Origin of the sequence: Rhodopirellula islandica, from assembly GCF_001027925.1 — a bacterium.
Taxonomy (GTDB): domain Bacteria; phylum Planctomycetota; class Planctomycetia; order Pirellulales; family Pirellulaceae; genus Rhodopirellula; species Rhodopirellula islandica.
The window spans coordinates 412,454-435,495 of record NZ_LECT01000044.1; the positions used below are offsets into that span (position 1 = coordinate 412,454).

General features: G+C 57.3%; 15 protein-coding genes. 9 read left to right on the forward strand and 6 right to left on the reverse strand.

The genetic code is table 11. The annotated features are described in order from the left end of the window. Nucleotides 1-3: 3 nt before the first annotated feature. Entirely contained in the window at nt 4-438 is a 435-nt protein-coding gene (gene rplM / locus RISK_RS22835; protein ID WP_047816736.1) for a 50S ribosomal protein L13, read from the reverse strand. 148 nt (nt 439-586) lie between these two features. After that, complete coding sequence (locus RISK_RS22840; protein ID WP_236696594.1) at nt 587-1,120, reverse strand: hypothetical protein; 534 nt, start codon at nt 1,118-1,120, stop codon at nt 587-589. Between the two features lie 361 nt (nt 1,121-1,481). Between RISK_RS22840 and RISK_RS22845 the strand changes: the two genes are divergently transcribed. From RISK_RS22845 to RISK_RS22865, 5 genes are all read left to right on the forward strand, one after another. Then, entirely contained in the window at nt 1,482-3,533 is a 2,052-nt protein-coding gene (locus RISK_RS22845) for an efflux RND transporter periplasmic adaptor subunit (RefSeq protein ID WP_047816583.1), read from the forward strand. A gap of 63 nt (nt 3,534-3,596) precedes the next feature. Further along, the gene (locus tag RISK_RS22850; RefSeq protein ID WP_236696595.1) at nt 3,597-4,508 is read left to right on the forward strand and encodes an efflux RND transporter periplasmic adaptor subunit; all 912 of its coding nucleotides are present in this window, start codon (nt 3,597-3,599) and stop codon (nt 4,506-4,508) included. Between the two features lie 77 nt (nt 4,509-4,585). Then, on the forward strand, nt 4,586-6,823 hold the full coding sequence (locus tag RISK_RS22855; protein WP_315852661.1) for a hemolysin D: 2,238 nt from the start codon (nt 4,586-4,588) through the stop codon (nt 6,821-6,823). A 181-nt stretch (nt 6,824-7,004) separates the two neighbouring features. Further along, nucleotides 7,005-7,406, forward strand: a complete 402-nt coding sequence (locus RISK_RS22860; RefSeq protein ID WP_173442716.1) for a DUF3467 domain-containing protein — start codon at nt 7,005-7,007, stop codon at nt 7,404-7,406. Between the two features lie 176 nt (nt 7,407-7,582). After that, nucleotides 7,583-10,567 (forward strand): RecQ family ATP-dependent DNA helicase, encoded by a 2,985-nt coding sequence (locus tag RISK_RS22865; RefSeq protein ID WP_047816585.1) that lies wholly within the window; start codon nt 7,583-7,585, stop codon nt 10,565-10,567. A gap of 49 nt (nt 10,568-10,616) precedes the next feature. Here the strand turns inward: RISK_RS22865 and RISK_RS22870 are convergent, their stop codons facing one another. After that, complete coding sequence (locus tag RISK_RS22870; protein WP_047816740.1) at nt 10,617-13,148, reverse strand: PAS domain-containing hybrid sensor histidine kinase/response regulator; 2,532 nt, start codon at nt 13,146-13,148, stop codon at nt 10,617-10,619. Between the two features lie 4 nt (nt 13,149-13,152). Continuing rightward, a complete protein-coding gene (locus tag RISK_RS22875; RefSeq protein ID WP_236696597.1) occupies nt 13,153-14,082 on the reverse strand; it encodes an ATP-binding response regulator in 930 nt (309 codons plus the stop codon). A 129-nt stretch (nt 14,083-14,211) separates the two neighbouring features. On the opposite strand from RISK_RS22875, the gene RISK_RS22880 reads away from it, so the two are divergent. Then, nucleotides 14,212-15,480, forward strand: a complete 1,269-nt coding sequence (locus RISK_RS22880; protein ID WP_047816587.1) for a lactate racemase domain-containing protein — start codon at nt 14,212-14,214, stop codon at nt 15,478-15,480. A 388-nt stretch (nt 15,481-15,868) separates the two neighbouring features. Here RISK_RS22880 and RISK_RS22885 read toward each other — a convergent pair whose 3' ends face one another. Further along, the gene (locus tag RISK_RS22885; protein WP_047816588.1) at nt 15,869-16,882 is read right to left on the reverse strand and encodes a hypothetical protein; all 1,014 of its coding nucleotides are present in this window, start codon (nt 16,880-16,882) and stop codon (nt 15,869-15,871) included. Between the two features lie 398 nt (nt 16,883-17,280). Here RISK_RS22885 and RISK_RS22890 point away from each other — a divergent pair, with 398 nt between their 5' ends. Then, the gene (locus RISK_RS22890) at nt 17,281-18,474 is read left to right on the forward strand and encodes a phosphoglycerate kinase (RefSeq protein WP_047816589.1); all 1,194 of its coding nucleotides are present in this window, start codon (nt 17,281-17,283) and stop codon (nt 18,472-18,474) included. A 303-nt stretch (nt 18,475-18,777) separates the two neighbouring features. Continuing rightward, nucleotides 18,778-20,148, forward strand: coding sequence for a Gfo/Idh/MocA family protein (locus RISK_RS22895; RefSeq protein ID WP_047816741.1), 1,371 nt, complete (start codon nt 18,778-18,780; stop codon nt 20,146-20,148). A gap of 125 nt (nt 20,149-20,273) precedes the next feature. Here the strand turns inward: RISK_RS22895 and RISK_RS22900 are convergent, their stop codons facing one another. Continuing rightward, a complete protein-coding gene (locus tag RISK_RS22900) occupies nt 20,274-21,026 on the reverse strand; it encodes a hypothetical protein (RefSeq protein WP_236696598.1) in 753 nt (250 codons plus the stop codon). Between the two features lie 353 nt (nt 21,027-21,379). On the opposite strand from RISK_RS22900, the gene RISK_RS22905 reads away from it, so the two are divergent. After that, a complete protein-coding gene (locus RISK_RS22905) occupies nt 21,380-23,035 on the forward strand; it encodes a sulfatase (RefSeq protein WP_047816743.1) in 1,656 nt (551 codons plus the stop codon). Nucleotides 23,036-23,042 lie beyond the last annotated feature (7 nt).

The window sequence follows — 23,042 nt, forward strand, 5'->3', positions numbered from 1 at the left end:
GAACTAGGCGCTGGCTTTTTTGCCGGTGCGAGCCAATTCGACGGGTTGCTGAGCGGTGTGGGGGTGCTCAGGGCCAGCGTAGATTTTCAATTTGCTCAGCATTTGGCGAGCAAGTTTGTTCTTGGGCAGCATCCGACGGACGGCGTGGTACAGCAAATCTTCAGGCTTGCGGTCGCGACGATCTTGGTAGCTTTCCAGACGCAAGCCTGGGTAGCCAGTGTACCAAGTGTAGTGGCGGTCACGCATCTTGTTGCCCGTCATGCCGATCTTTTCGGCGTTGGTGACGATCACGAAATCACCGCAATCGACGTGTGGGGTGTACTCAGGACGATGCTTTCCCATCAGCACGACAGCGATATCGCTGGCGAGTCGACCGAGAACTTCGTCGCTGGCATCCACAACATGCCATTGCTTTTCGATTTGGCCGGGTTTGGCCATGTAGGTTCGTTGAACAGCCACTGCTCACAACTTCTGACAAAAGGACACCGAAAATTTGAATCGCAGAACCTACTCGACGGAACCCGAATTCGGCAAGGGCTATTTGGGAAACGTTTGTAGGGTTTTTGGGCGAAATGGGATAGCCGTGCTAGCCAACCTTGGTCTCAGGCGTCCCCGCCGCGGCGGGTTGAGCTTGAGTCTTGGCGGCGGCCGTCGCTTTTCGCTCGGGTTTTGCCGTCAGTTGAATTGGCGGGACGGAAGACGATCCACCATGGAAAGTGCGTTTGCCATCAATGGTGTGGTCGAGCACAAACGCTCCGCCTGGCATCCCCTTTCGCGGCGAGACACGCAAGATTGACGCATGTCCGCATTGAGGGCATCGAATCCGAAGGCTATGTGTGTCCAACATCTTTTGGATGGAACTGGCAAGTTCTCGGTTTTCGTTGAGCGACGAAAGCGATTGGCCGACCAGTCCCTGCAGTTTGGACTGGAGCGTTTGCCGAACGGTGCGTTGGATTCGGTTCAGTTCCCACTGCAGTGACTTCAGCATCTGACCGGGTTCGGCCAGTTCTTGGCACCGAAGCGATTCAGCGGTTGGTGAGATTTGGGGGCCTGGAGTGGATTCGGGGTTCTCGGGCGTTTGGCGATCGGTGGGTGCGGTGCGGTCAGGGGGGGCATCCAAAACGGGCGTCCAAACGGCGAGGTCGTTGGCTGGAATCGTGGACGCACTCGGAAGACAGCCAAATGGGTTGGGCGACTTTTCCGATGCGGCTCTGGACAAGAGGTTATACAAAATGTATAAGTTGTCCAGCGGGAATCGCTGCAATCGATTTTCTCTGTGTTTTCGGAGTTGTCCGACGAGTCGCGTTGGGGGGAAGGACCGGGTCAACCGGCGTTTTCCTTTTGAGCGGCGCAGTTAGCCAGCGAAGAATGCAAACTCCGCTTTTGAAGCGACTTCCAGTGGCGATCCAAGCGGATTTTTAAGTAGTGTCGGCCCACTGGACGTTTCCGCCCCCTTCTCGCCCGAGCAGTCAGACAGGCCTATGTCGGTCAACCAACAAACGGTCGAAGAAACCAAAGCGCAGATCCGCGGTTTGGTCAACGAAATCGCAGCTCTTACCAAGAGTGGTGCCACCGCTTCGGAGTTTTATCCGGAGTTGCTTTCCAAGGTCATCACTGCGCTGGCTGCGGCCGGTGGTGCGGTGTGGTTGCTCGACGAAGATCAGCAACTTCGGTTGCAGTACCAGATCAACGCAGAGCCGTCGATTTTGACCGAGGGCACCGAAGACGCCGATCGCCACAATCGCTTGATCCGCCGCGCCGCTGCGTCGGGGCAATCATTGTTGGTGCCGCCCTACAGTGGCACCACCGACGGCGATGCCGAAGGCAACCCGACTCGCTACTTGCTGGTGCTCGGTGCTTTGCAGCACGACGGCCAAAAAGATGGCTTGATCGAAATCTTTCAACGCCCCGACACCGCTCCGGACACACAACGCGGCTACTTGCGGTTCCTGCAGCAGATGTGCGAGTTGGCTGCGGAATGGCTTCGCAGTCAAAAGCTGCGGACGCTCGGTGATCGTCAAACGCTTTGGCAGCAAGCCGACTCGTTTGCACGTGCCGCTCACGAATCATTGGACTTGAAAGAAACGGCTGCGATCGTCGCCAACGAAGGCCGGCGTTTGATCGGTTGCGACCGAGTCAGCGTGGCGATCAAAAAGGGCGGCAAGTGCAAGGTCGAAGCCATCAGCGGCCAAGACACAATCGAGAACCGCTCCAACATCGTTGCAGCATTGAATCTGCTGGCAACACGAGTTGTCGCGGCTGGGGAACCTTTGTGGCACGACGGGTCCACCGAAGATTTGCCACCGCAAATCGAAGAAGCTCTCGAAGACTACGTGGACCTTTCTTACGGCCGGAACTTGGCTGTCCTTCCGCTTCGCGAACCGCAGCGCAAACTCGGCCATGAAGCCGAGATGGGTGCTGCCGGCGAAGTGGATCGCGATGACGCTCACCGTGGCGAAGTCATTGGGGCATTGATTGTCGAACAGATTGAAACGGATCTTCCTCCGGAAGTCTTCCGCCAGCGTTGTGACTTGGTTTATGAGCACGGCACCCGCGCAATCGCCAACTCGCAAGCTCACTCGAACCTGTTCTTGATGCCCGTGTGGCGAACACTCGGCCGAGCCACTTGGGTTCTACGAGCACGGACACTGCCCAAGACACTCGGCGTGATCGGCGCAATCGCGGCTCTGATTTGTGGGCTGATCTTCATTCCGATGGAGTTCGACCTCGAGGCCGACGGCACACTCAAAGCCGAAGCTCGCCGCGAAGTCTTCGCGGGCATCGACGGCGAAGTTCGGGAAGTGCTGGTCGATCACAACTCGATCGTCGCTGCGGGCGATCCCTTGGTGAAGATGATCAACCCCGACATCGGCATTGAACTGGAAGACCTTCGCGGTCAAATCCGAACCACGATGGCGGAACTGCAGCGCATTCGGACTCAGTCTCGCAATCGATCTCAGTTGAAGGCCACCGAGCGGCGTGCAATCGAACTGGAAGAGGTGGAGGTTCAAACCAAGCTGGAAGCGCAGCGTGCCAAATTGAAATTGAAGGAACAGCGTGCGGAGGATTTGATCATTCGTTCGCCGATCGATGGCATCGTGGTTTCTTGGGAAGTCGAAAAGATGCTGCTCAACCGCCCCATTCAAACGGGGCAGGTGCTGATGGAAATCGCTGACCTTTCCAAGCCCATGTATCTCGAAATCGAGATGCCTGAGAAACGCGAAGGTCACCTGGACCAATACATCCAAGACAACAACATCCAGTCATTGGACGTCGACTACATCCTGGCGTCCAACCCGGACGAACCGTTGCCCGCCAAGTTGCCCATCGGGAATATTTCGCTGCGAGCGGAATCCAATGAAGAACATGGCTCGGTCATCAAAATGCGAGTGCTGCCAGACCTCACCGAACTGAGCAAGGTGTCTCCGAGTCCCGGGACCAAGCTGACCGCCGACGTCAAATGCGGCAAACGAGCCAGTGGGTTTGTGTTGCTGCACGAAGTCTTTGAGTGGGCTTACAAGTTCGCTTTCTGATTCCCCTCCTTCTCTTCTCCTTCGAATCTTCTCTCCTTGTCCCTCCACCACGAGTTCCCATTGATGAAATCCTGGCGATTGATCGTTGCTGCACTGGCCAGCGTTTGCGTTGCCGCAATCAGCGCTGAGCCAGCCACGGCGCAAACCAGTCTGAGGGGCGAGACCCCATTGATCGCGGAGTATTGCCAAGTTCGATACATCCGCAAGGTCGACATTCCCGCTGAAGTCGAGGGCAAGTTGGTTGATTTGCCCATCGAAGAAGGCATGAATGTCGCCAAGGACGATCTGCTGGCTTTGGTCGATGACACGTCGGCACGTTTGGCTCTCGAGTTCAAGAAAGCGGAAGAGAAAGAAGCTCAGCTCAACGCCGCCAACGAAGTCAACTTGAAGGACGCTCGCAACAACGAAGAGTTGGCCCGCGCCGAAGCCGAGTCGTTCCGTGAGCTCTACGAGAAGGGGGCCACGCCTTACTACGAAATGAAGAAGAAGGTCCTCGAAGCCATCCGCGCGTTGCTTCGGATCGACTTGGCGGAAATGCAAAAGAAGATCGCCGAGGCACAGTACATCGCGAAACGCAGCGAACGCGAAATCGCGGAGTTTGAACTGGACCGCCGGCGGATCACCGCGTTGTTTGATGGCTACATCGAAATGCGAATCGCACAGCTTGGTGAATGGGTTCAGCCCGGTTCGCCAATCGCGACGCTGGTTCAGTTGGACCGAGTTCGAGTCGGTGGCGACATCGACGCGCTGGCATCCAATGGAGTTGTTCGCGCGGGAGTTCCCGTGTTGGTTCGCGTGTTCAACACAGCGGACCCCGACCAGAATTTTGAAGTGAAAGCTCCCCTTGGATTTGTGAGCAGTGAAGTCGACGGTCAAAAACGCTATCGCATTTGGGTCGATGTCGACAACCAAAAGGACAGCAACGGCAACTGGATGATCAAGCCCGGGATGGAAGCTGAAATCATCTTTCAGTGATCTCCCAAACGATCGTTCGATCGCTCTTTTCCCTGTTACTCGCTTCTTCCTGACCTTTTCATTCGACACCTGGCCCCATGACCACTCTGGCTGAATCACTGGTAAGCAGTTCGTCACGTGCACTGACGGTGCGCCGACGTCCTGACTTGACCGCCAGCCGCCACCACTACCAAGGGCAAGGGTATTGGGTGGTCAAAGAGCCGGTGGGATTGCAGTACTTTCGTTTTCATGACGAAGAGTATTTCATCCTGAACATGCTGGATGGTCACGTCAGTCTGCAGCATATCAAAGACGGTTTCGAACAGCGGTTTGCGCCGCAGAAGATCACCTTTGGCGACTTGCAACAGTTCATCGGCATGCTGCACCGCAGCGGTTTGGTGATCAGCAATTCACCCGGTCAAGGAAAGTCGCTTCGCGAGCGTGGGCGAAAGAAAAAGAACAAGGAATTGATGGGGAAGATGTCCAACGTCTTCGCCGTTCGTTTTCGCGGGATTGACCCCGAGAAAATCCTCAATCGGATGTTGCCCATCTTCGGATGGATCTTCACCGTTCCAGCGTTGATCTTCTTTGCTGGGTTGTTGTTGGCGGCATCCTTGTTGCTCGCGACGCAGTACCAGACGGTCTACGCCAAGTTGCCCACGTTCCATCAGTTCTTCGCTGCGGATCGTTGGATCATCTTGGCCGCAACGATGGCGATCGTGAAAGTCATTCACGAATTTGGCCACGGGCTGAGTTGCAAGAAATTCGGCGGTGAGTGTCACGAAATCGGCTTCATGCTGTTGGTCTTCACGCCTTGCCTGTACTGCAACGTGTCTGATTCATGGATGTTGCCGAACAAGTGGAAGCGGATCTGGATCGGTGCCGGCGGGATTTACGTCGAGATGATCTTGGCGTCGATTGCGGCGTTTGTGTGGTTCTTCAGTGAACAGGGAACCACGATCAACGACTTGTGTTTGAACATGATGTTCTTGAACGTCGTCAGCACGATCTTGGTCAACGGCAACCCGCTGCTGCGGTTTGACGGTTACTACATCATGATGGACTACTTGGAAATTCCCAACCTTCGTCAAAAGAGCACGGAAGTGCTGAAGCGTTGGTTCCAAAAGACGTGTTTGGGATTGGAGTTGCAGGACGATCCATTCTTGCCCACTCGCAATCAATTCATGTTTGGGTTGTTCACGATCGCCAGCGTGATTTATCGCTGGGTGGTTGTGTTTTCGATCGTATGGTTCGTGATGCAGGTTCTCGAACCCTATGGCCTGCAGGCACTCGGGCGGATCCTCGCTGTGATCGGGTTCTCCGGTTTGGTCGCTCAACCCGTCATTCAAACGTGGAAATTCATCCGCACACCTGGGAGATTGTCAAAAGTGAAACGCGGACCGTTGTTAACATCGCTCGCCGTGTTGGGCGTGGTCGTCGCCGCGGTGTGCTACATCCCATTGCCGCACCACATTGACGCGGCGTTTGAAATTCGCCCCAGTCGTGCGGGGATGGTTTATGCCGGCGTCGTGGGGCGTGTGGAGCAGACTGTTCCGGTGGGGACCTTGGTCAGCACCGGCGACACGATCGCACTGTTGAAAAACCCCGAGCTCGAAATTCGCTTCGCTGATTTGCAAGGCGAACGCAAGCTCGCTCAAGTGCAACTGGCGAACTTGAAATCGCGACGGCTCGATGACACATCAGCCAAAATCCAGATCGAAACTCAAGTCGAGATGCTGGAATCGATCGAAGGCTTGTTGGCCAAGACACAGGAGGAGTTGGACCGGCTGAACGTACGAGCCAAGCGAGATGGTTTTGTGCTTCCTCCTCCAGAAAAGAAGGAACAAGATCCCGGTGATGGGCGTCTACCAAGTTGGAGTGGGACACCCCTTCAAGAACGCAATCGAGGTGCCTTGCTGACAGCCGACGATTTGATCTGCGAGATTGGATCGCCCGAAGCATTCGAAGCGGTGTTGATCATCGACCAAGGTGATCGGCAACTGGTTCGCGAATCGCAGGAGGTGGATCTGAAGCTTGATTCACGGCGACTGGAAACGTTCCACGGATCGATCGAGGAAATCTCGAAGAAGCCCCTCGAAGCGGCCTCCGCATCCATGTCCAGTCAAACGGGCGGCAGTTTGCAGACCGAAATCGATCCTCAAACCGGACAGATCAAACCTCGCAGTGTTTCGTACCAAGCTCGGGTGCCGATCGATGGGATTGATTGGCCATTGCGGCCTGGTTTTCGCGGTGCGGCCAAGGTTCACGTGGACCCGATGTCGCTTGGATCACGTTTATGGCGAGTGATCATTAAAACTTTCAACTTTGACTTCTGAGTGAGCTAGGCTTCCACCATCCTTTCCATTTGACGTGGTTTAACGTTTGGTTTTTGCAAGCGATTCAAAAATTTGGATTCTTGATCCTTCACCGTCGCTTTCGCGTTGCGACGCAGGGGGGGATCACTACATTGGCCTCAAAACACGCGAATCTCAACTTACCTGTTTCCCTTTTGATTTTTTGGAGATTTTAATGGCAGACGAAACCAAGACGGCTGAAGCCCCCGCCGCAGAAAAAGCCGCTCCCGCTGAGAAGGCACAAACTCAAGCTCAGGCTCCTGTTCAAGTTCAGGTCAACGATGACAATGCCATCGCAACCTACGCGAACTTCTGCCGCGTGACTGGTTCGCCTGAAGAATTGATCATCGATTTCGGCCTGAACCCACAGCCAATCGGTGTGCCAAAGGACCCCATTCAAGTCAAGCAACGCATCATCGTGAACTTCTTCACCGCGAAACGTTTGCTCGCCGCTTTGCAAATGTCGGTCGCTCGTCACGAATCGGTTTTTGGCGTTCTGGAAACGGACATCAACAAACGCGTTCGTCCAGGCCTGCAACAGCAGCAAGCTCCCGCGAAGTCGTAATCGACCCGCGAGAATTGAGATTCCAAAAGCCATCCCGCTTGTTTATCAGCGGGGTGGTTTTTTTGTGCGCTGATCCAGCGGGCGTTGGACCGCGATCTGATCGCCGCTGTCAAAACCGATCGCTTCCCTGACGCGGAAGCGGTTCGAGGTGGCAAAAGGGGGCTGAATCGCGGAAGATGGCACTGCGTCGCCGGGACGCAGTTCTGTCCAGCCCGCCCTTCACCCACCGAACGAAAGATCGGATGTCGTCTCTCGCATCCAATTCCAATTTGCCCATCGACCCCGAATCGTTGTTGCCGCGATTTGGGTTGAGCCAGTTTCGAGCCGGCCAACGGGACGTGGTCGATGCTCTGGCTTCGGGCGCGGATTGTCTGTGCGTGATGCCAACTGGTGGCGGAAAAAGCCTGTGTTATCAGTTGCCTTCGTTGGCCCGAGAGGGGACCACGATCGTTGTGTCGCCGCTGATCGCTTTGATGAAAGACCAGGTCGACACGCTCCAGCGGCGGGGCATCCAGGCGAGATTGCTCAACAGCACGCAATCACCCGGGCAACAAGAGTCGGTCATGGACGAAATGGCCGCTGGGAAGTTGGACCTGATCTATGTGGCTCCCGAACGTTTGCGGAATGGTCGATTTCTGGATGTGGTTCCCAAAGCCAACGTGAGTCTGTTGGCGGTCGATGAAGCCCACTGTGTGAGCGAGTGGGGCCATGACTTTCGACCGGATTACTCACGTCTGGGGCGATTTCGTGATCGCTACTTGGGCGGCGTCCAGACGATCGGATTGACCGCGACCGCGACACCGACGGTTCGCGATGACATCTGCGAGTTGTTGAACCTGAAGCAACCTCGCGTGTTCGTGACCGGTTTCGCGCGAACGAATCTGCGGTTCACCGTCACGCCCTGCAACAACGATGTCGCCAAACAAAACGCACTGCGGGATTACCTTTCGAAGCAATCGGGAGCGGGCATCATCTATGGCGCGACTCGCAAGCGTTGCGAAGAGATCGCTGAGTGGTTGCCTGAGAAAACCGGACGCAAAGTCGGTGTCTATCACGCCGGCATGCATCCGGAAGAACGCCGCCGCGTGCAAGAGGCGTTCATGAAAGGAGACTTGTCCGCGATTGTGGCGACCAATGCGTTTGGGATGGGCATTGATAAATCGGACATCCGGTTTGTGGTGCACTACAACATGCCGGGTTCGCTGGAGGCCTACTATCAAGAAGCGGGCCGTGCCGGACGGGATGGGGCGATGAGCCAGTGCCTGCTGCTGTTTGCTTACGCCGATCGTCAGATCCAAGAGTTCTTCATCGAGAACCGCTACCCATCCCGAGAAACGGTGAAGAAGGTTTACGAGTACCTGCTTTCTCGAGAAGAAGACCCGATTGAGTTGACGCTGGATCAGGTGCGGGAGGCAATTGCTGTTCGTGACGGCAGTGAAGCGATTGGCACTTCCGAAACGTTGTTGTCCAAAGCCGGTGCTCTCCGACGGTTGGACGCCAGTTCCAATCAAGCGGTGCTGCGAATCGATAGCGATGTGCCAACGCTGCTGGATTTCTTGCCTCGCGAAGCCAAGCTGAAGCGTCAGGTCATGACCGCGATCGAGAAGATCGTGGGGCCTCGTCGCGGGGAAGATGTGTTCGTTCGGTTGAGTTATCTGGCAACTCGAGCGGGTGTGGAACGGGTCCAATTGACCCGCACGTTGCGAGAATTGACCAAGCTGAAGACGTTCGACTACATCCCGCCGTTTCGCGGTCGTGCCGTTCACATCATGCGGCGGGACGTCCCTTTTCATCAGCTGAAAATCGACTTTGAAGAGCTGGCCCGACGCAAGCAAGCTGAATATGAAAAACTGGATTCTGTGATCCAGTTCGCGCGTTCGACGTCCTGTCGCCAGCACGTCATTCTGAAATACTTTGGGGATCCCAACGCGGAGAATTGCGGGAAATGTGACCACTGTGACCCGGCGGGCGAATGCATGCCCAAGGTGGATCCTTCCGCCTTGGCGGCCGCAAATGTGTCGACCGCGAAGGCACTGGGGGAAAGTGGCTCGATCGGCGCGTTGAGCGAGCAGTCTGGGATCGACATGGTCGCCCTGACGACCGCGATTCGCGTGATCCTCAGCGGAGTCACACGAACGCACGGGCGATTGGGAAAGAATCTGATTGCTCAGATGCTGGCTGGATCAAAGAACAAAAAGGTCACGCAGTTGCGACTGAGTCGGCTGAGCACCTACGGCATGCTGACGGGGCTGAAGCAAGGCGAGTTGACCGACGCGATGGACTCTTTGTTGACGGTGGGGTTGCTGGATCAGAAAGAACTGAATGAGCGTCGGCCAACCGTTCACATGACCGACCTGGGACGCCAAGTGATGAACGGTCAGGTTCCGTTGCCGCCGTCGTTGCAGTTGAAATTCCCGCTCGCGAAGAAGTTGGCCAAGGTGGCTAGTAAGATTGAATCTGGTGACGTTGCCGAGGAAGAACCCGGCGATATCGAGCCATCCGTTGCAACTCAGCCTGCTTCTTCAGTGACGCAGACACCGCCCTCGGAAGAGACTCCTCAAGCCGACGTCAGCGTCGTGGCCGCGGAACCTTTGAGCTCGAATGACGCACAGGACTTGCTTGATCAAGATCTCTCGGATCGGATCAAACGGTTTCGACGCAAGCGATCAGCGGCGTTGAATGTGGCGCCACACCGGATCCTTTCCGAATCGACGATCAAACGATTGATCCAGACCAAGCCTGCCAACGCGACTCAGCTGGAAGGCGTGCAGGGGATATCCAGCGAGTTCATCGAGGCATACGGCAGCGATTTGCTCGAGTTGATTGCGAACACGTTGGCGGAGCACGAGGTCGACTGCCCGCCGGAACCCGTTGCTTCGCCACCGAGCGAGCCGGTCGAGGTTGTCGCGATCGAACCCGAGCCCAGTCCGGATTCAGAGCGTCTGGATGAGACAGCGGCTGATCCATCGGCGTGGCGGCATGAATACTGGACCTGGCGATTGTGCCGCGATGGATACACGTTGCAGCAAGTCGCAGAAATTCGCGGCGAGGACACCAAGGCGTTGGTCGAGCATTTGATTGCCGCCGCTCGAGCCGGGCAGAAAATTGATCCTGCTTGGGCGGACACACCGGCGAACGCCAAGCGACTGCGGAATCTGTAGGGGGTGGCGGTTTGACTCGCTGACGCCGCTCAGTGGATCCGATTGAGTCTCATTTGGGTGGATTAGCTTTGTCCGATTGGCGGAGCAGTTCATCGATGGCGCTGAGCACGCGTTCCGATTCGCGTTGCAAATTGGCGAGCAGTTCCGGGGTCTCTTGCACTCGATTTTCTCGGCCGGCTTCCTCGATTCGTTCGGCGGCTGCTTGCAATTGTTTTGCGCCGAGCAAACCGCAGGCTCCCTTCAGCGTATGAGCGTTCCGGCGAGTTTCATCGTTGAGTCCGGCGGGGATCTCTTGGGAAAGCTTGTCCACCAACTGAGCGCACTCGGTTCGAAAGACGAACGCCAGTCTCAACACGCCGGCCGTTCCGCCGGGGATGCGGGAGCGTGCCGAATCGAGGTCCAGGCACCCGATGTTTTCGGGTGACAGCGTGATCGCATTGGAGGTGGATCCTGCGGAGGGAAACGCGGCGTGAGCGGCATTGATCGTGGTCGAATCTTGTTCGCTCGCCAGCAGCAGTTTGGGCGAGAACGATTGCACCAGCGTTTCTTCCTGTGACAGATCTGTCGCCGGAGGCAGTTCTTTCTGAAAGGCCGCCAAGGCGTCCCGCAGTTTTCGGCTGTGGATCGGTTTGGTGAGGTAGCTGTCCATGCCTGCTTCGCGGCAGGCAGCGGCGTCTTCGCTCATTGCCGCCGCGGTGAGTGCAATGATGGGCGTGTGTCGGTCGGTGCCCCATTCCTCTTGGCGGATTGCACGTGTGGCTTCGAGTCCGTCCATGACGGGCATGTGCATGTCCATCAAGACGATGTCGTATTGTTCGGATCGCCACTTCGACAACGTTTCCCGCCCGTCGCTGGCGATCGAACACTTGTGGCCGAGCGAACGCAGCAACCCGGCGATCACGTGTTGGTTGGTGACTCCGTCTTCCGCGACAAGGACGTGCAGCGGCGCGAGTTGTTGGCGGGCGGGGCCGCCCAAATCTTCTTCTTCGTCGTCCACTTCGCTCCGCATCGAGGCCGGGCACACGGGCATTCTGAGATCGAATGAGAACGTCGTGCCAACGCCGACTTCACTTTGCAATTGCAGTTGGCCGCCCATCAACTCCACGAGCTGGCGACTGATGCTCAGTCCCAAGCCGGTTCCGCCGAAGCGACGAGTCGTGGACGCGTCAGCTTGGGTGAATGGATTGAGAACCGCATCCTGCTGAGCGGGCGGGATTCCAATGCCGGTGTCGCAAACACTCCAGCGTAGTTCGACCGTGTCTTGGCGACCGGGCGACTCGGTGCCATTGGCAGACGTTTTGGGATCACCACCCGCAGCAGGGGCTTGGCGGAGGACTTCGATTTGCACGCGAACGCCGCCGTGATCGGTGAACTTGATCGCGTTGCCGACCAGATTGGTGAGCACCTGGCGGACTCGTCCTGGATCCCCGATCAACTGATCAGGGATTTTGGGCGAGAGTTCGCACTGCAATTCCAATCCTTTCTGAGAGGCGCTGAGTGAAAACGACCGAAGCGTCGATTCAACGGTCTTGCTGAGTGAAAACGGAACCGATTCCAGTTCGAGTCGCCGGGCTTCGATTTTTGAGAAATCGAGGATGTCATTGATCAGCCGGAGCAATCCGTCGGAGGATTCCTGAATGATCTGGACATAGTCCTGTTGATCGGGATCGAGGTCGGTTTGTGAGAGCAAGTCCGTCATGCCGATCAACGCATTCATTGGCGTGCGGATCTCATGGCTCATGTTGGCCAGGAATTCGCTCTTGGATCGGTTGGCGGCGTCGGCCATTCGGACGGCTTCGTGCAGTGCCGCTTCGGAGCGTTTGAGGTCGGTGATGTCGCGAGAAATTCCAAACGTCCCGATGATTTCGCCCGCGTCATTCCGCAGCGGCATCTTGGTGGTCATGCACCACGTGTCTTCTCGATCTGGCCAGGTTTCGCGTTCGACTCGGTCAACGAGTGCTTCACCTGTTTCGATCACACGCAGTTCATCCAGGCGGGCGCCCTCGGCGTGTTCCGGCGTGAAAATATCGGCGTCGGTTCGGCCATGAACCTCATCCACGCTGGCTCGTCCGAATTTCATTGCCATCGCGTGACTGACACGGATGAAGCGACTGTCAATGTCTTTGAAGTAGATGGAATCAGGGATGTTGGCCAGCAGCGTTGTCAGCAGCGACTGTTCGAACTGGGTCGCCTTTTCTTTTTCGACCTTGGCGGTCACATCCCAAAAGAGAACCTGGACGCCCAGCAGGTTGCCGTCGTGGTCGTGAACGGCGGTTTTGACGCGTTCGATCCATCCGATCGAGTCGTCGGCCAATTTGGCGGACTCGACGCTGTGCAACGACTCACCCGTTTGCATCACCTTGTGGTCATCTTCACGGTATTGGCGAGCGAGTTCCGGGGGGAACAAATCTTCGTCGTGTTTGCCCGCCAGTTCTTGCCAGGTGACGCCCCGCCATTTCAGGTAGGAGTCATTGGCAAAGACGCGTCGCCCGTCGGCTGCCTTGATCAACAAGTTCAGCGGCAATGCGTTGGCGAGAGCGCGGTAGGTCGAGGACGTTTGAAACTCGGAGACACTACTCATCAGTTCACTCTGCACCGCATCGTTTAACGAGTGTGATTTGATTGCCCGTGTCGTTGAACCACATTTGGTCCACGAAGCTGGCGATCAACAGCAGGCCCTGTTTGTCGCCTTGTCCCACCCCGTCGGCGCTGGCCGCGAGGGAACTGGCATCGAGTTCACCGGCTTGCGGCACGTGGGAGGTGTCGAACCCAGGGCCTTGGTCGGAGATGACGATGCGAATGGCGTGTTCGGATGCGGTGGCTTCCACGTGAGTCAGCCGACTTTTGTAGGGTTCCTGCGACAACCGTCTTTTCATCGCGTCGTTGATCAGGCCTTCGCGAGCAACTTGACCATGGGATGGTTGTTGGTCACGAGGAACTTCCAAGTTGCCATGCAGCATGGCGTTGGTCAAAGCGTGTTCCACGGCGACGCCCAGTCGCACCATTTCGATGCTGGGTAGCAGTTCCATCCCCGCGCTGACCTGCATCAGCAAGCCCACCAACGGCGAGATCAATTCGGGATCGGATGGCAGGTCAAACACGAAGACGTTCTTTTTCAACGTCGAAATCAGTTTCGCGTAGGACGCGTCGCTGCGGATGACCCCCAGCACATCGACGATGGTGTCGTTGAGTAAATCGGACATCCGGGTTTTCGGGACGTAACCGGCGGCCCCGCGACGCAGGGCTTCGGCCGCCAGTTCTTCGCTGCCGTGGCTGGTGACCAAAATGCTGGGGATGTGCGAGAAGTTGGCTCGCATGTTCTCGACCAGCTGAAGTCCATTGATTTCGGGCATTTCCAAGTCGGTGATGACCAAGTCGGGAGCTTGAGTCTTGAGATGCGTGAGCCCGAGTTGTCCATTGGCCACGTGAACGACTTCGTGGTTGGCTGCCTGAAGCAGCATCGTCATTTCGACCGCCTGGGTTGCACTGTCCTCGACGAGTAAGATCTTGGCCATCGCATCTACCTCTTTCATATTGAGCAAGCAGGACAGGCGTGGTTCAGGTGAGCGAACCACCCCTAATCTTACGGCCAATGGTGGAGACCGTGTGCTATCCCCTTCAAAATTGTCGCTGGAGCGAGCTGAATGACCCTCTACTATTCTTCCGGATCGGAAACCACTTCGCTGACGACAGAGGATCTTCGTGACGCTCTGAAGCAGACGTTGGAAGCAATCAAGCGGCCCGAACGCGTGCTGTTGTTGCCTCCCGACGCAACGCGATTGTTCAGCCGGGCGGGGGAACTGACGGTGCTGTGTCATGAATTGTTGGGCGACCGGGTCAAGGACATCATGCCCGCCCTCGGCACACACACGCCGATGAAGCCGCACCAATTGGATCACATGTTTCCCGGCGTGCCTCACGAGTTGTTCCGCCCGCACCGTTGGCGAGAGGACGTGGTGGAGCTAGGCCAAGTGCCAGCGGAATACGTCAGCGAAGTCACTGGTGGCGTTTACACCCAAAGCTGGCCCGCGCAAGTCAATCGCATGTTGCGAGATGGAGGTCACGATTTGATCTTTTCGTTGGGGCAAGTCGTTCCCCATGAAGTCATTGGGATGGCGAACTACAACAAGAACGTGTTCGTTGGCACCGGCGGCGTTGCAGGCATCAACGAAAGTCACTACCTCAGCGCGATGGTTGGGATTGATGAGACGCTGGGAATCGCCGACACGCCTCTGCGAAAGATTTTGAACTACGCCTCGGACCATTTCTGCGATGACATGCCGCTGCTGTACGCGTTGACCGTGATCCAGCAAATGAAGGACGGGACCAAGCACACGCGAGGTCTGTACATCGGCGACGATCACGAGACGTTCTTCCGGGCAGCCGAGTTGGCTCGCAAGGTCAACATCACGCATCTGCCGAAGGCACCCAAGCATGTCGTCGCCTACTTGGACCCAGACGAATTCAAAAGCACTTGGTTAGGCAACAAGGCGATCTATCGGACACGCAAAGCGATCGCGACGGGGGGGCGGTTGACGGTCATTGGTCCCGCCGTGGAAGAGTTCGGCGAAGACCCTCGCATCGACCAGCTGATTCGCAAGTACGGCTATCGCACCAAAGCCGAGGTGATGCAGTTAGTGGCCGAAAACGAAGATTTGGCCGGCGATCCCTCCGCAGCGGCTCACCTGGTTCACGGCTCACCGGAGAATCGATTCGAAGTCGTTTACGCGGCTGGAAAACTGAGCGATGAAGAGATCGCCTCGGTCGGGTTCACTCCGGGTGACCTGGAGGCGTTGATGAATCGCTACGACGTTCACTCGTTGCAGGATGGTTTCCACACGGACGTCGATGGATCCGAGTTTTACTTCGTGCAGAATCCCGCGTTGGGATTGTGGGAAGCCCCGCTGAACTGACGCACTCGCCGTGCAGAGGTGGTTGTTGCAGAAGGACGAGAAGGTGCCCGCCATGTTCCCAACCAGGGTGAAGAGATGGTGTCACGCGATGCGAAGCCTTGGGATTCGACCCGAGGCTGGGTTTGCATCCCATGCCTCCAAGTCGCGGAGCGACGGCATTCGAACAGCCTTGGGGGTTTCAACCCAAGGGTCAACCGTGCCAAAAAAATCGCCCTAAGCAGTTCGGCAGGAGTCGTTCATCATTTGGAATGTTTTGGGTAGCGTCGTTGCTCCCACGTGCAACCGGGGCGAATGCCCAAACGGCTCACATCGTTGCACCCGATCATTCCTGCCAACCTGCTTGGTCGCGGAGCGACGACAGTTGGTAGAGAACTTTCCGGGGGCCAACTCACTCGGTCGATTGCTCACGTTCACGGGCGGCAACCTGCTGCCCACGACGCGCAACGTCCAGGATGGTCTTCGAGAAATCGTCCCGGATCGGCTGGGTGACTTGTGGCAAACGAGCGGCGATGTCCAGCATCGCCGATGGGTTGCGTTCACTCGCTTCGCTGACCTGGGCGATGAACTGCGCCGTCTGCTCAAAGTTGCTGTCGGCGGAACGCCCGATGATGGGGCTCATCGTTCGAGCGATCAAATCGATGCCCAGGCTATCGAGTTGCACGAAGCAATCCAGGGTTCCTGAGACTCGTGTGCGTCCGTCTTCGCCAACGGTGTACGTGGACTCCAGCACGAACACACCTTTGCCGCGAATTTCGGTTGGCGTCATTTTGCCATCGTAAGAACCATCGACCACAAAGATGTGTTTGTTGGCATCGCCGTAGACCAGATCGACTCGGCAAAGCGTGCCCACGCCGTCGCTGGCGTCCAGTTGATAAGGGCCGGTCCGAGTGGATTGGACTTGGGTGATCCCCATCAAATCCCACAGCCCCACCAGGACGTCGGGATTGCGAGTCAAGAACAGGAACATGTCCCGGTCGCAGGGAATGATTTGCGATGGCAGACGTCGAAACAGAGTTGGCTTTTCGGCGATTCCCAGAATGCGCTGCTTGGCTTCGACCGTCAGGCGATCCATCGGCAACGCATCGAGAATGTCCTGTCGATGCGCCGTGGATCCCACGCGAGGTGGACCGGATGTCGGCAGCAGCGAGAATCGACGCGGCGACGAATCCACGGGGGATTGCGCTGACACGGCGCCGCAGACCAGCGTCAGCAACATCGCGCCCATGATGTGCTTGCAACGATTGCGACCAGCCATTTGTCCGGCCGCAACTCGGTCCGGCGAAGTCACCCGGGCATCGGTTCGCACGCGGGCTCCGATGGGAGAACAACCCGTGGCGCTGGCCGCCAGGCTGTCTCGGACCAGGGTGTCTCGCGATGATGTGACCGTTTGGTCATGGCGCATTGCAATCCCGGTGCCAGTTCTCACTCGCACCACCCCCGCTGGAATCGGCTGCGATCAAGAAAAACCCGATGGATTTTCCTGTCGCGAAAAAGATCGCTCGTGTGAGCGACCGTCCAAAATGACCCCCGGTCGACGTGTGTCAGTTCCACCAAAACTCACGGCGGACCGGTGCTGTTGACGACCCGCAAGCGTTTCGTCACCGCACTCATTGTTTCGGTTGTGACGGTGGCACGACGTGAGAAAAAGAAGCCTCGGTGGGATGTTCTGGGTGGGGGGATCGGGGCCTGGTCGCGAAAAACAGGGGTTTTCATCGGTCCCCTTCGCGAAATTGGGTTGCTGCCCGATACTTGGTCGCTGAAATCGACCCCACTCAACACCCCCTCGGAGTTTCCCGGCAGATGGCCAAGAAAACCATTGACCAAATCGACGTTCAAGACAAAACCGTCCTCATGCGAGTCGACTTCAACGTGCCGTTGGACGAATCGCTGGCAATCACCGATGACCGTCGCATCCGCATGGCGCTGCCCAGCATCAAGAGCGTGATTGATCGCGGTGGCAAGGTGATTTTGATGAGCCACTTGGGGCGCCCGACCGGTGGCGAAGGCGACGAAAAGTATTCGCTTGCCCCGGCCGCGAAACGCTTGGGCGAGTTGCTCGGCAGCACCGTGCACTTCGCGACTGACACCGTTGGCGAAGACGCAACGGCCAAAGCAAAAGCATTGGCTGCTGGCGAGGTCTTGGTGCTGGAAAATTTGCGTTTCAATCCAGGCGAAAAGAAAGGCGATGCGGAGTTCGCAGGCAAGTTGGCTGCCATGGCCGACGCTTACTGCAACGATGCGTTCGGAACCTGTCACCGCAAAGACGCATCGATGGTCGCTGTCCCCGAAGCGATGGCCGGCAAGCCTCGCGTGGTCGGTCACTTGGTCGCCAAAGAAATTCAGTACCTCACCGATGCGATCAGCAATCCAGAGCGTCCTTTTGTTGCCATCCTGGGTGGTGCGAAAGTCAGCGACAAAATCAACGTGATCAACAACCTGTTGGGCATCTGCGACGCGGTCTTGATCGGCGGCGCGATGGCCTACACGTTCTCGTTGGCCAGTGGCGGCAAAGTCGGCAATTCGTTGGTCGAAGAGGACAAGGTCGAATTGGCGAAAGAGTTGATCGCCAAAGGCGGCGACAAGCTGCACCTGCCCGTCGACACGCACTGCGGGGATGACTTCGGGAACATCGCTGGCTGCAACAAGAAGGTGGTTGCTGCAGGTGAGATTCCAGACGACATGGAAGGTTTGGACATCGGTCCTGAAACCGCCAAGCTGTACGCCGATGTGATCAAGTCGGCCAAAACCATCGTTTGGAACGGCCCAATGGGCGTGTTCGAAAAACCACCGATGGACGCCGGCACCAAAGCGGTTGCTCAAGCGATTGCGGATGGCGACGCGGTCAGCATCATCGGTGGTGGTGACAGTGCCGCTGCCGTGGACCAACTCGGATTCGCCGACGACGTCAGCCACGTCAGCACCGGCGGCGGAGCCAGCTTGGCAATGTTGGAAGGCCAAGCCTTCGCAGCCGTCGATTTGCTCGACGAAGCCTGAGCAGAGAAGAGTTTTCAGGTCGGTCCCTTTGAAATGGGCCCGTTGGAGGTTTCAAGATCCCTTGTTCCCAGGCTCTGCCTGGGAACACACTGTCTTGGAGGCTCCGCCTCCCGCTTGTGTCTCAGCAGGCGGAGCCTGAAGTGCATGGCGTTGCCAGGCAGAGCCTGGCAACGAGAAGGAGCCCGGATGACGCGAGTCATCCGGTTTTGGCCCATTTGCGGCGGCGGCGGTGGGATTGCATTAAACTAGGCAGAACTTCGTGTTCTTCCCTCCCGTGCATTCTCCACCAGGAGCCCGCCAATGATGCCCCAAAACACCCGTTCGAACATTGCTTCGCCCGCTGCCACAGGCATTGTCCCTGACAGCAAAACACCGACCCGTCGCCGCTTCCTCGGCACGGGTGCCGCTCTGACCGCCGGAGTCGCCGCCACGGCAGCGGCCCGTCCGATTCGCGGGGCGGAACCTGCCGAATCCGTCAGCAGTTCACCCAACTCCCACATTCGATTGGCGTTGGTGGGAGCCGGCGGCCGCGGAACGGGAGCGATCAACGATTCGCTCACCATCAACGACAATGTCTCACTCGCCGCGATCGCGGACTTGGAAGGCGACAAGCTTGGCAAGATCTGCGAGTCGCTTGCGAAACGGCATGGCGACAAGGTCGCTGTCGAGACCGCCAAGATGCACGGCGGCATCGATGCTTACAAGCGGATTCTCGATGATCCCGAAATTGACGTGGTGCTGTTCGCAACACCGCCGGGATTTCGGCCTCAGTATGTCCTGGATGCGGTTGACGCGGGAAAGCATGTTTTCGCCGAGAAACCGACCTGCGTCGATCCGGCCGGCTATCGCGTTTGCGTCGAAGCGAATGACAAAGCCATCGCCAACAAAACATCGATCGTGACCGGTACCCAGTATCGTCGGCAAACGAACTACGTCGAAGCGGTCAAACGACTGCACGATGGTGCGATTGGGGACATCATCTCGGCGACCTCGCGCTACTGCAGCAACGGGATTTGGAACAAGATTCGCAAGGAAGGCATGAGCGACACCCAGTACCAAATCTACAACTGGATGCATTTCATTTGGTTGTCCGGTGACCAGATTGCTGAGCAAGCAGTTCACAACATTGATGCGATCAACTGGATCATGGGCGGACCGCCTGAGTTGGCTTACGGCAGTGGTGGTCGTTTCACTCGTCCCGAAGGCAGTGAGATGTGGGACAGCATGAGCATCGACTACCTGTATCCCGGCAATCGAACCGTTTCGTTCAAGTGCCGCCAGATTCCCAATGCTCAAGGCGACAACTCCAATGTCATCTACGGCAGCAAAGGCATCTGCACGATCTACGGATTGAACCGCGGTGCTGAAATTCGCGACCACGACGGCAACGAAGTGTGGTCGATGGAAGGCGACATTGGTGCGGCCTACAAGCAAGAGCACAAGGACTTGGTCGATAGTGTTCGTGCCGGAAAACCAATTGTCGAGTTCAAAGAGACGGCGGACAGTTCATTGACCGCGGTGCTGGGGCGGATGGCTGCCTACACAGGCAAGCAAGTGACGTGGGACTTCGCTGTGAACGAATCGAAGTTGGATCTGTTCCCCGAGAACCTGGACATGAACGCGTCCCTTCCCGAGCCAGCCTTCGCGATCCCCGGCAAGACCAAGCTGGTCTGACCGAAAGTGGTAAAGGCTTCCAGCCTGTGATCCAAACCAGATGCACCAAGTCCCCGGATTCAACAAGAATCCTGGGGGCTCGTGGAGCATCAAACGACGTGGCGAATAAGATCAACCAAATGCCTCTATCGATTCAGAAAACCGTTCAACAACACCAAGCCAATTTCGGCACCTTTGGGCACCGATTTCCGCGAAGGAATGGAGGCTCGGTAGTTGCCGGGGCGAGGTGCGTCGCGATGCGAGGGACCGCGATTGAAATCGCGTGAGTTGTCACGTGAACCTCGATGAGGATAGCTGATCGGTTTCTGTTGCACGTGGGGAACGGTGCGAGGAAGTGGCAGCGGCGTTCGACCGGGGAAGACCACCGAAGGAGTCGGTGGATAGGCCGGTGTCAAATAGCCGCTCCCGTGATGAACATCGCAGTTCAGCGCCGGGCGACCGGAAACGTAGGGCTGGACGTAGGCCATTTGCTGCTGAAGTGCTGCGAATGAACCCAGCACATCCCCCCAGCAAGGCGTCAACGCTTGAGCGATGATGGGACATCCGGATCCAAAAACAGCTTGCTCGGTTCGGGCCTGCAGAAACTGGACGTCATTGAACTCCCGTGCCAATCGATCCGAACGATCTGGATGACGAGCGGCCGAACGAACATCGCTTGTTTGGTCTTCGAAGTCATCGATCAAACGCAGCACCGTGCGATCGATGGTCCGAACTCGCCGAGCCTCGTCCTCGAAGTGGCTGACCGCATCGCGGTAGTGATCCGCAGCAATGTAAAGCGGCGAATCGTGTCCCGCTTGGGCGGTCTGTGGTCCGGCCAACACGGCAATCAAGGCGGCGAAGCAGGTGCCCGAGACGAAAGTCCAAAGTGAGCGTGACATGTGTGGGGGTCCGAGTGATCCAGTGGGAGAAGCCGTCCTTGATCCATTCCCCGACATCCTCATCGAGACAACTCTCCCTCATGCGAGTCGGATGCCAAACGCTTGGGGCGTATGTCATGTTCGGGACGCAAGTGATTGATTGCAGACGACTTACGGAAATTGGTTCCCGCAGGACATCGCCGTTCAGAAGGGCGTGTGTGTGGTCGAAGTGATTCCATTGTCGTCAGCGGGATCTCGCAAGGTGGTGCGGTTTTGATGGCGCTCGGTTTGCCGGCCTCGCAATTTGCACCTCATCGATCCTCGGAGCTACATTGGTGGCCACCCTGATGTCCCTGCCTCCGAGAGCTCCCTTCATGCGACATTTCACCTCCCGCTCCAACCCTTTTTCGCGACGATCTGATTGTCTGGAAACCGCTGCGATCCGCCTCTTCAGCGCCCGATTGTCGGTCCTGCTTTGGACACTGGTCGTCACGCTCGCTTTCCTTTCGGCGGCGAAAACCAATGCCGAGGAAGCTCGTCCCAACGTGGTGCTGATTTTGGTCGATGACCTTGGACTGCATGACATTGGAATCGAAGGCAGCAAATTTCACCAAACACCGCACATCGACGCACTTGCGAAACGTGGGATGCGGTTCACGGCGGGCTACGCGAATTGTCGCGTCTGCAGTCCTTCGCGAGCCAGCATTCAGCTGGGCCAGTTCACGGCCCGTCACGGAATCACCGACTGGATCGGTGCCGCATCCGGTGAGAAATTCAATCGCGGTGATGAGCTGCTGCCGGCTGAGTACGTTCATGAGCTACCTGCTGCAGATGTGACCTTGCCGGAAGCCCTTCGCGAAGCTGGTTATCAAACGTTCTTTGCCGGGAAGTGGCACCTGGGCGGCGACGATTCCATGCCGACCGATCACGGTTTCAATATCAACATCGGTGGTCACCATCGCGGCAGCCCTCCAGGCGGCTTCTTCGCACCCTACAACAACCCGGTGATGGAAAGCGGTCCCGATGGCGAATCGCTGACGCGTCGTTTGGGAAAAGAAACCGCTTCGTTCATCGAGGGCCAAGACGACCAACCGTACTTTGCGATGCTGTCTTTCTACGCCGTTCACGGTCCCATCCAAACCACGCAAGAACTGTGGCAGAAGTACCGTGAATCAGCACCTGCGCCACCCGCCGACGGCAATCGATTCATGATCGATCGCACGTTGCCCGTTCGTCAGATTCAAGACAACCCGGTGTACGCCGGGATGATGGAAACACTCGATGACGCGGTCGGCGACGTGATGGCGGCGATCGAAGCGTCCGGCAAAGCCGACAACACCCTGGTCATCTTCACCGGCGACAACGGCGGTGTCTCCTCGGGCGACGCCTACTCGACCAGCAACTTGCCCCACCGCGGCGGCAAGGGCCGACAATGGGAAGGCGGCCTGCGTGAGCCATACTACGTTTCAATGCCCGCAAGCATCGCTGCTGAATCGACCTGTGACGTGCCGGTGATTGGATCGGATCTGTATCCCACCATCCTGGACGTTTGCGATTTGCCTCTGCGTCCTCAGCAACACATCGACGGCCGGTCACTTGAAACCGTGTTGACCGACGGCGAAGACCAATCGCTGGAGCAACGATCGCTGATCTGGCACTACCCGCACTACGGCAACCAAGGTGGTGACCCATCGTCGGTGATCCGAACCGGTGATTACAAGCTGATTCACTACCACTTGGATTCACACGACGAGCTGTATCATTTGCCCACCGACATCGGCGAACAAAACGACCTTGCCGCGGAGCAACCAGAACGAGTCGCGTCGATGCGAAAGGAATTGCTGGCATACCTTGAATCGGTCAACGCAAAATTCCCTCAACCGGACCCCCGCTTCGATGCTGAAAAGGCCAAGCAGCGTTGGGCTCGCGCCCACGGCCCCAGCAAAGACCGATTGGAAAAACGCGAAGCGGCGATGCTGGAACCCAACTGGCAACCGAACAAGGACTGGTGGGGAAGCACGGTCGATTGAACGCCCG

What these genes read in the sequence shown, in the direction of transcription:
- RISK_RS22885 (WP_047816588.1), bottom strand. Translation starts at nt 16,882, where the DNA reads ATGCGCCATGACCAAACGGTCACATCATCGCGAGACACCCTGGTCCGA.
- RISK_RS22855 (WP_315852661.1), top strand. Translation starts at nt 4,586, where the DNA reads ATGACCACTCTGGCTGAATCACTGGTAAGCAGTTCGTCACGTGCACTG.
- RISK_RS22875 (WP_236696597.1), bottom strand. Translation starts at nt 14,082, where the DNA reads ATGGCCAAGATCTTACTCGTCGAGGACAGTGCAACCCAGGCGGTCGAA.
- RISK_RS22870 (WP_047816740.1), bottom strand. Translation starts at nt 13,148, where the DNA reads ATGAGTAGTGTCTCCGAGTTTCAAACGTCCTCGACCTACCGCGCTCTC.
- RISK_RS22865 (WP_047816585.1), top strand. Translation starts at nt 7,583, where the DNA reads ATGGCACTGCGTCGCCGGGACGCAGTTCTGTCCAGCCCGCCCTTCACC.
- RISK_RS22905 (WP_047816743.1), top strand. Translation starts at nt 21,380, where the DNA reads ATGCGACATTTCACCTCCCGCTCCAACCCTTTTTCGCGACGATCTGAT.
- RISK_RS22850 (WP_236696595.1), top strand. Translation starts at nt 3,597, where the DNA reads ATGAAATCCTGGCGATTGATCGTTGCTGCACTGGCCAGCGTTTGCGTT.
- RISK_RS22845 (WP_047816583.1), top strand. Translation starts at nt 1,482, where the DNA reads ATGTCGGTCAACCAACAAACGGTCGAAGAAACCAAAGCGCAGATCCGC.
- RISK_RS22880 (WP_047816587.1), top strand. Translation starts at nt 14,212, where the DNA reads ATGACCCTCTACTATTCTTCCGGATCGGAAACCACTTCGCTGACGACA.
- RISK_RS22895 (WP_047816741.1), top strand. Translation starts at nt 18,778, where the DNA reads ATGCCCCAAAACACCCGTTCGAACATTGCTTCGCCCGCTGCCACAGGC.
- rplM (WP_047816736.1), bottom strand. Translation starts at nt 438, where the DNA reads ATGGCCAAACCCGGCCAAATCGAAAAGCAATGGCATGTTGTGGATGCC.
- RISK_RS22890 (WP_047816589.1), top strand. Translation starts at nt 17,281, where the DNA reads ATGGCCAAGAAAACCATTGACCAAATCGACGTTCAAGACAAAACCGTC.
- RISK_RS22900 (WP_236696598.1), bottom strand. Translation starts at nt 21,026, where the DNA reads ATGTCACGCTCACTTTGGACTTTCGTCTCGGGCACCTGCTTCGCCGCC.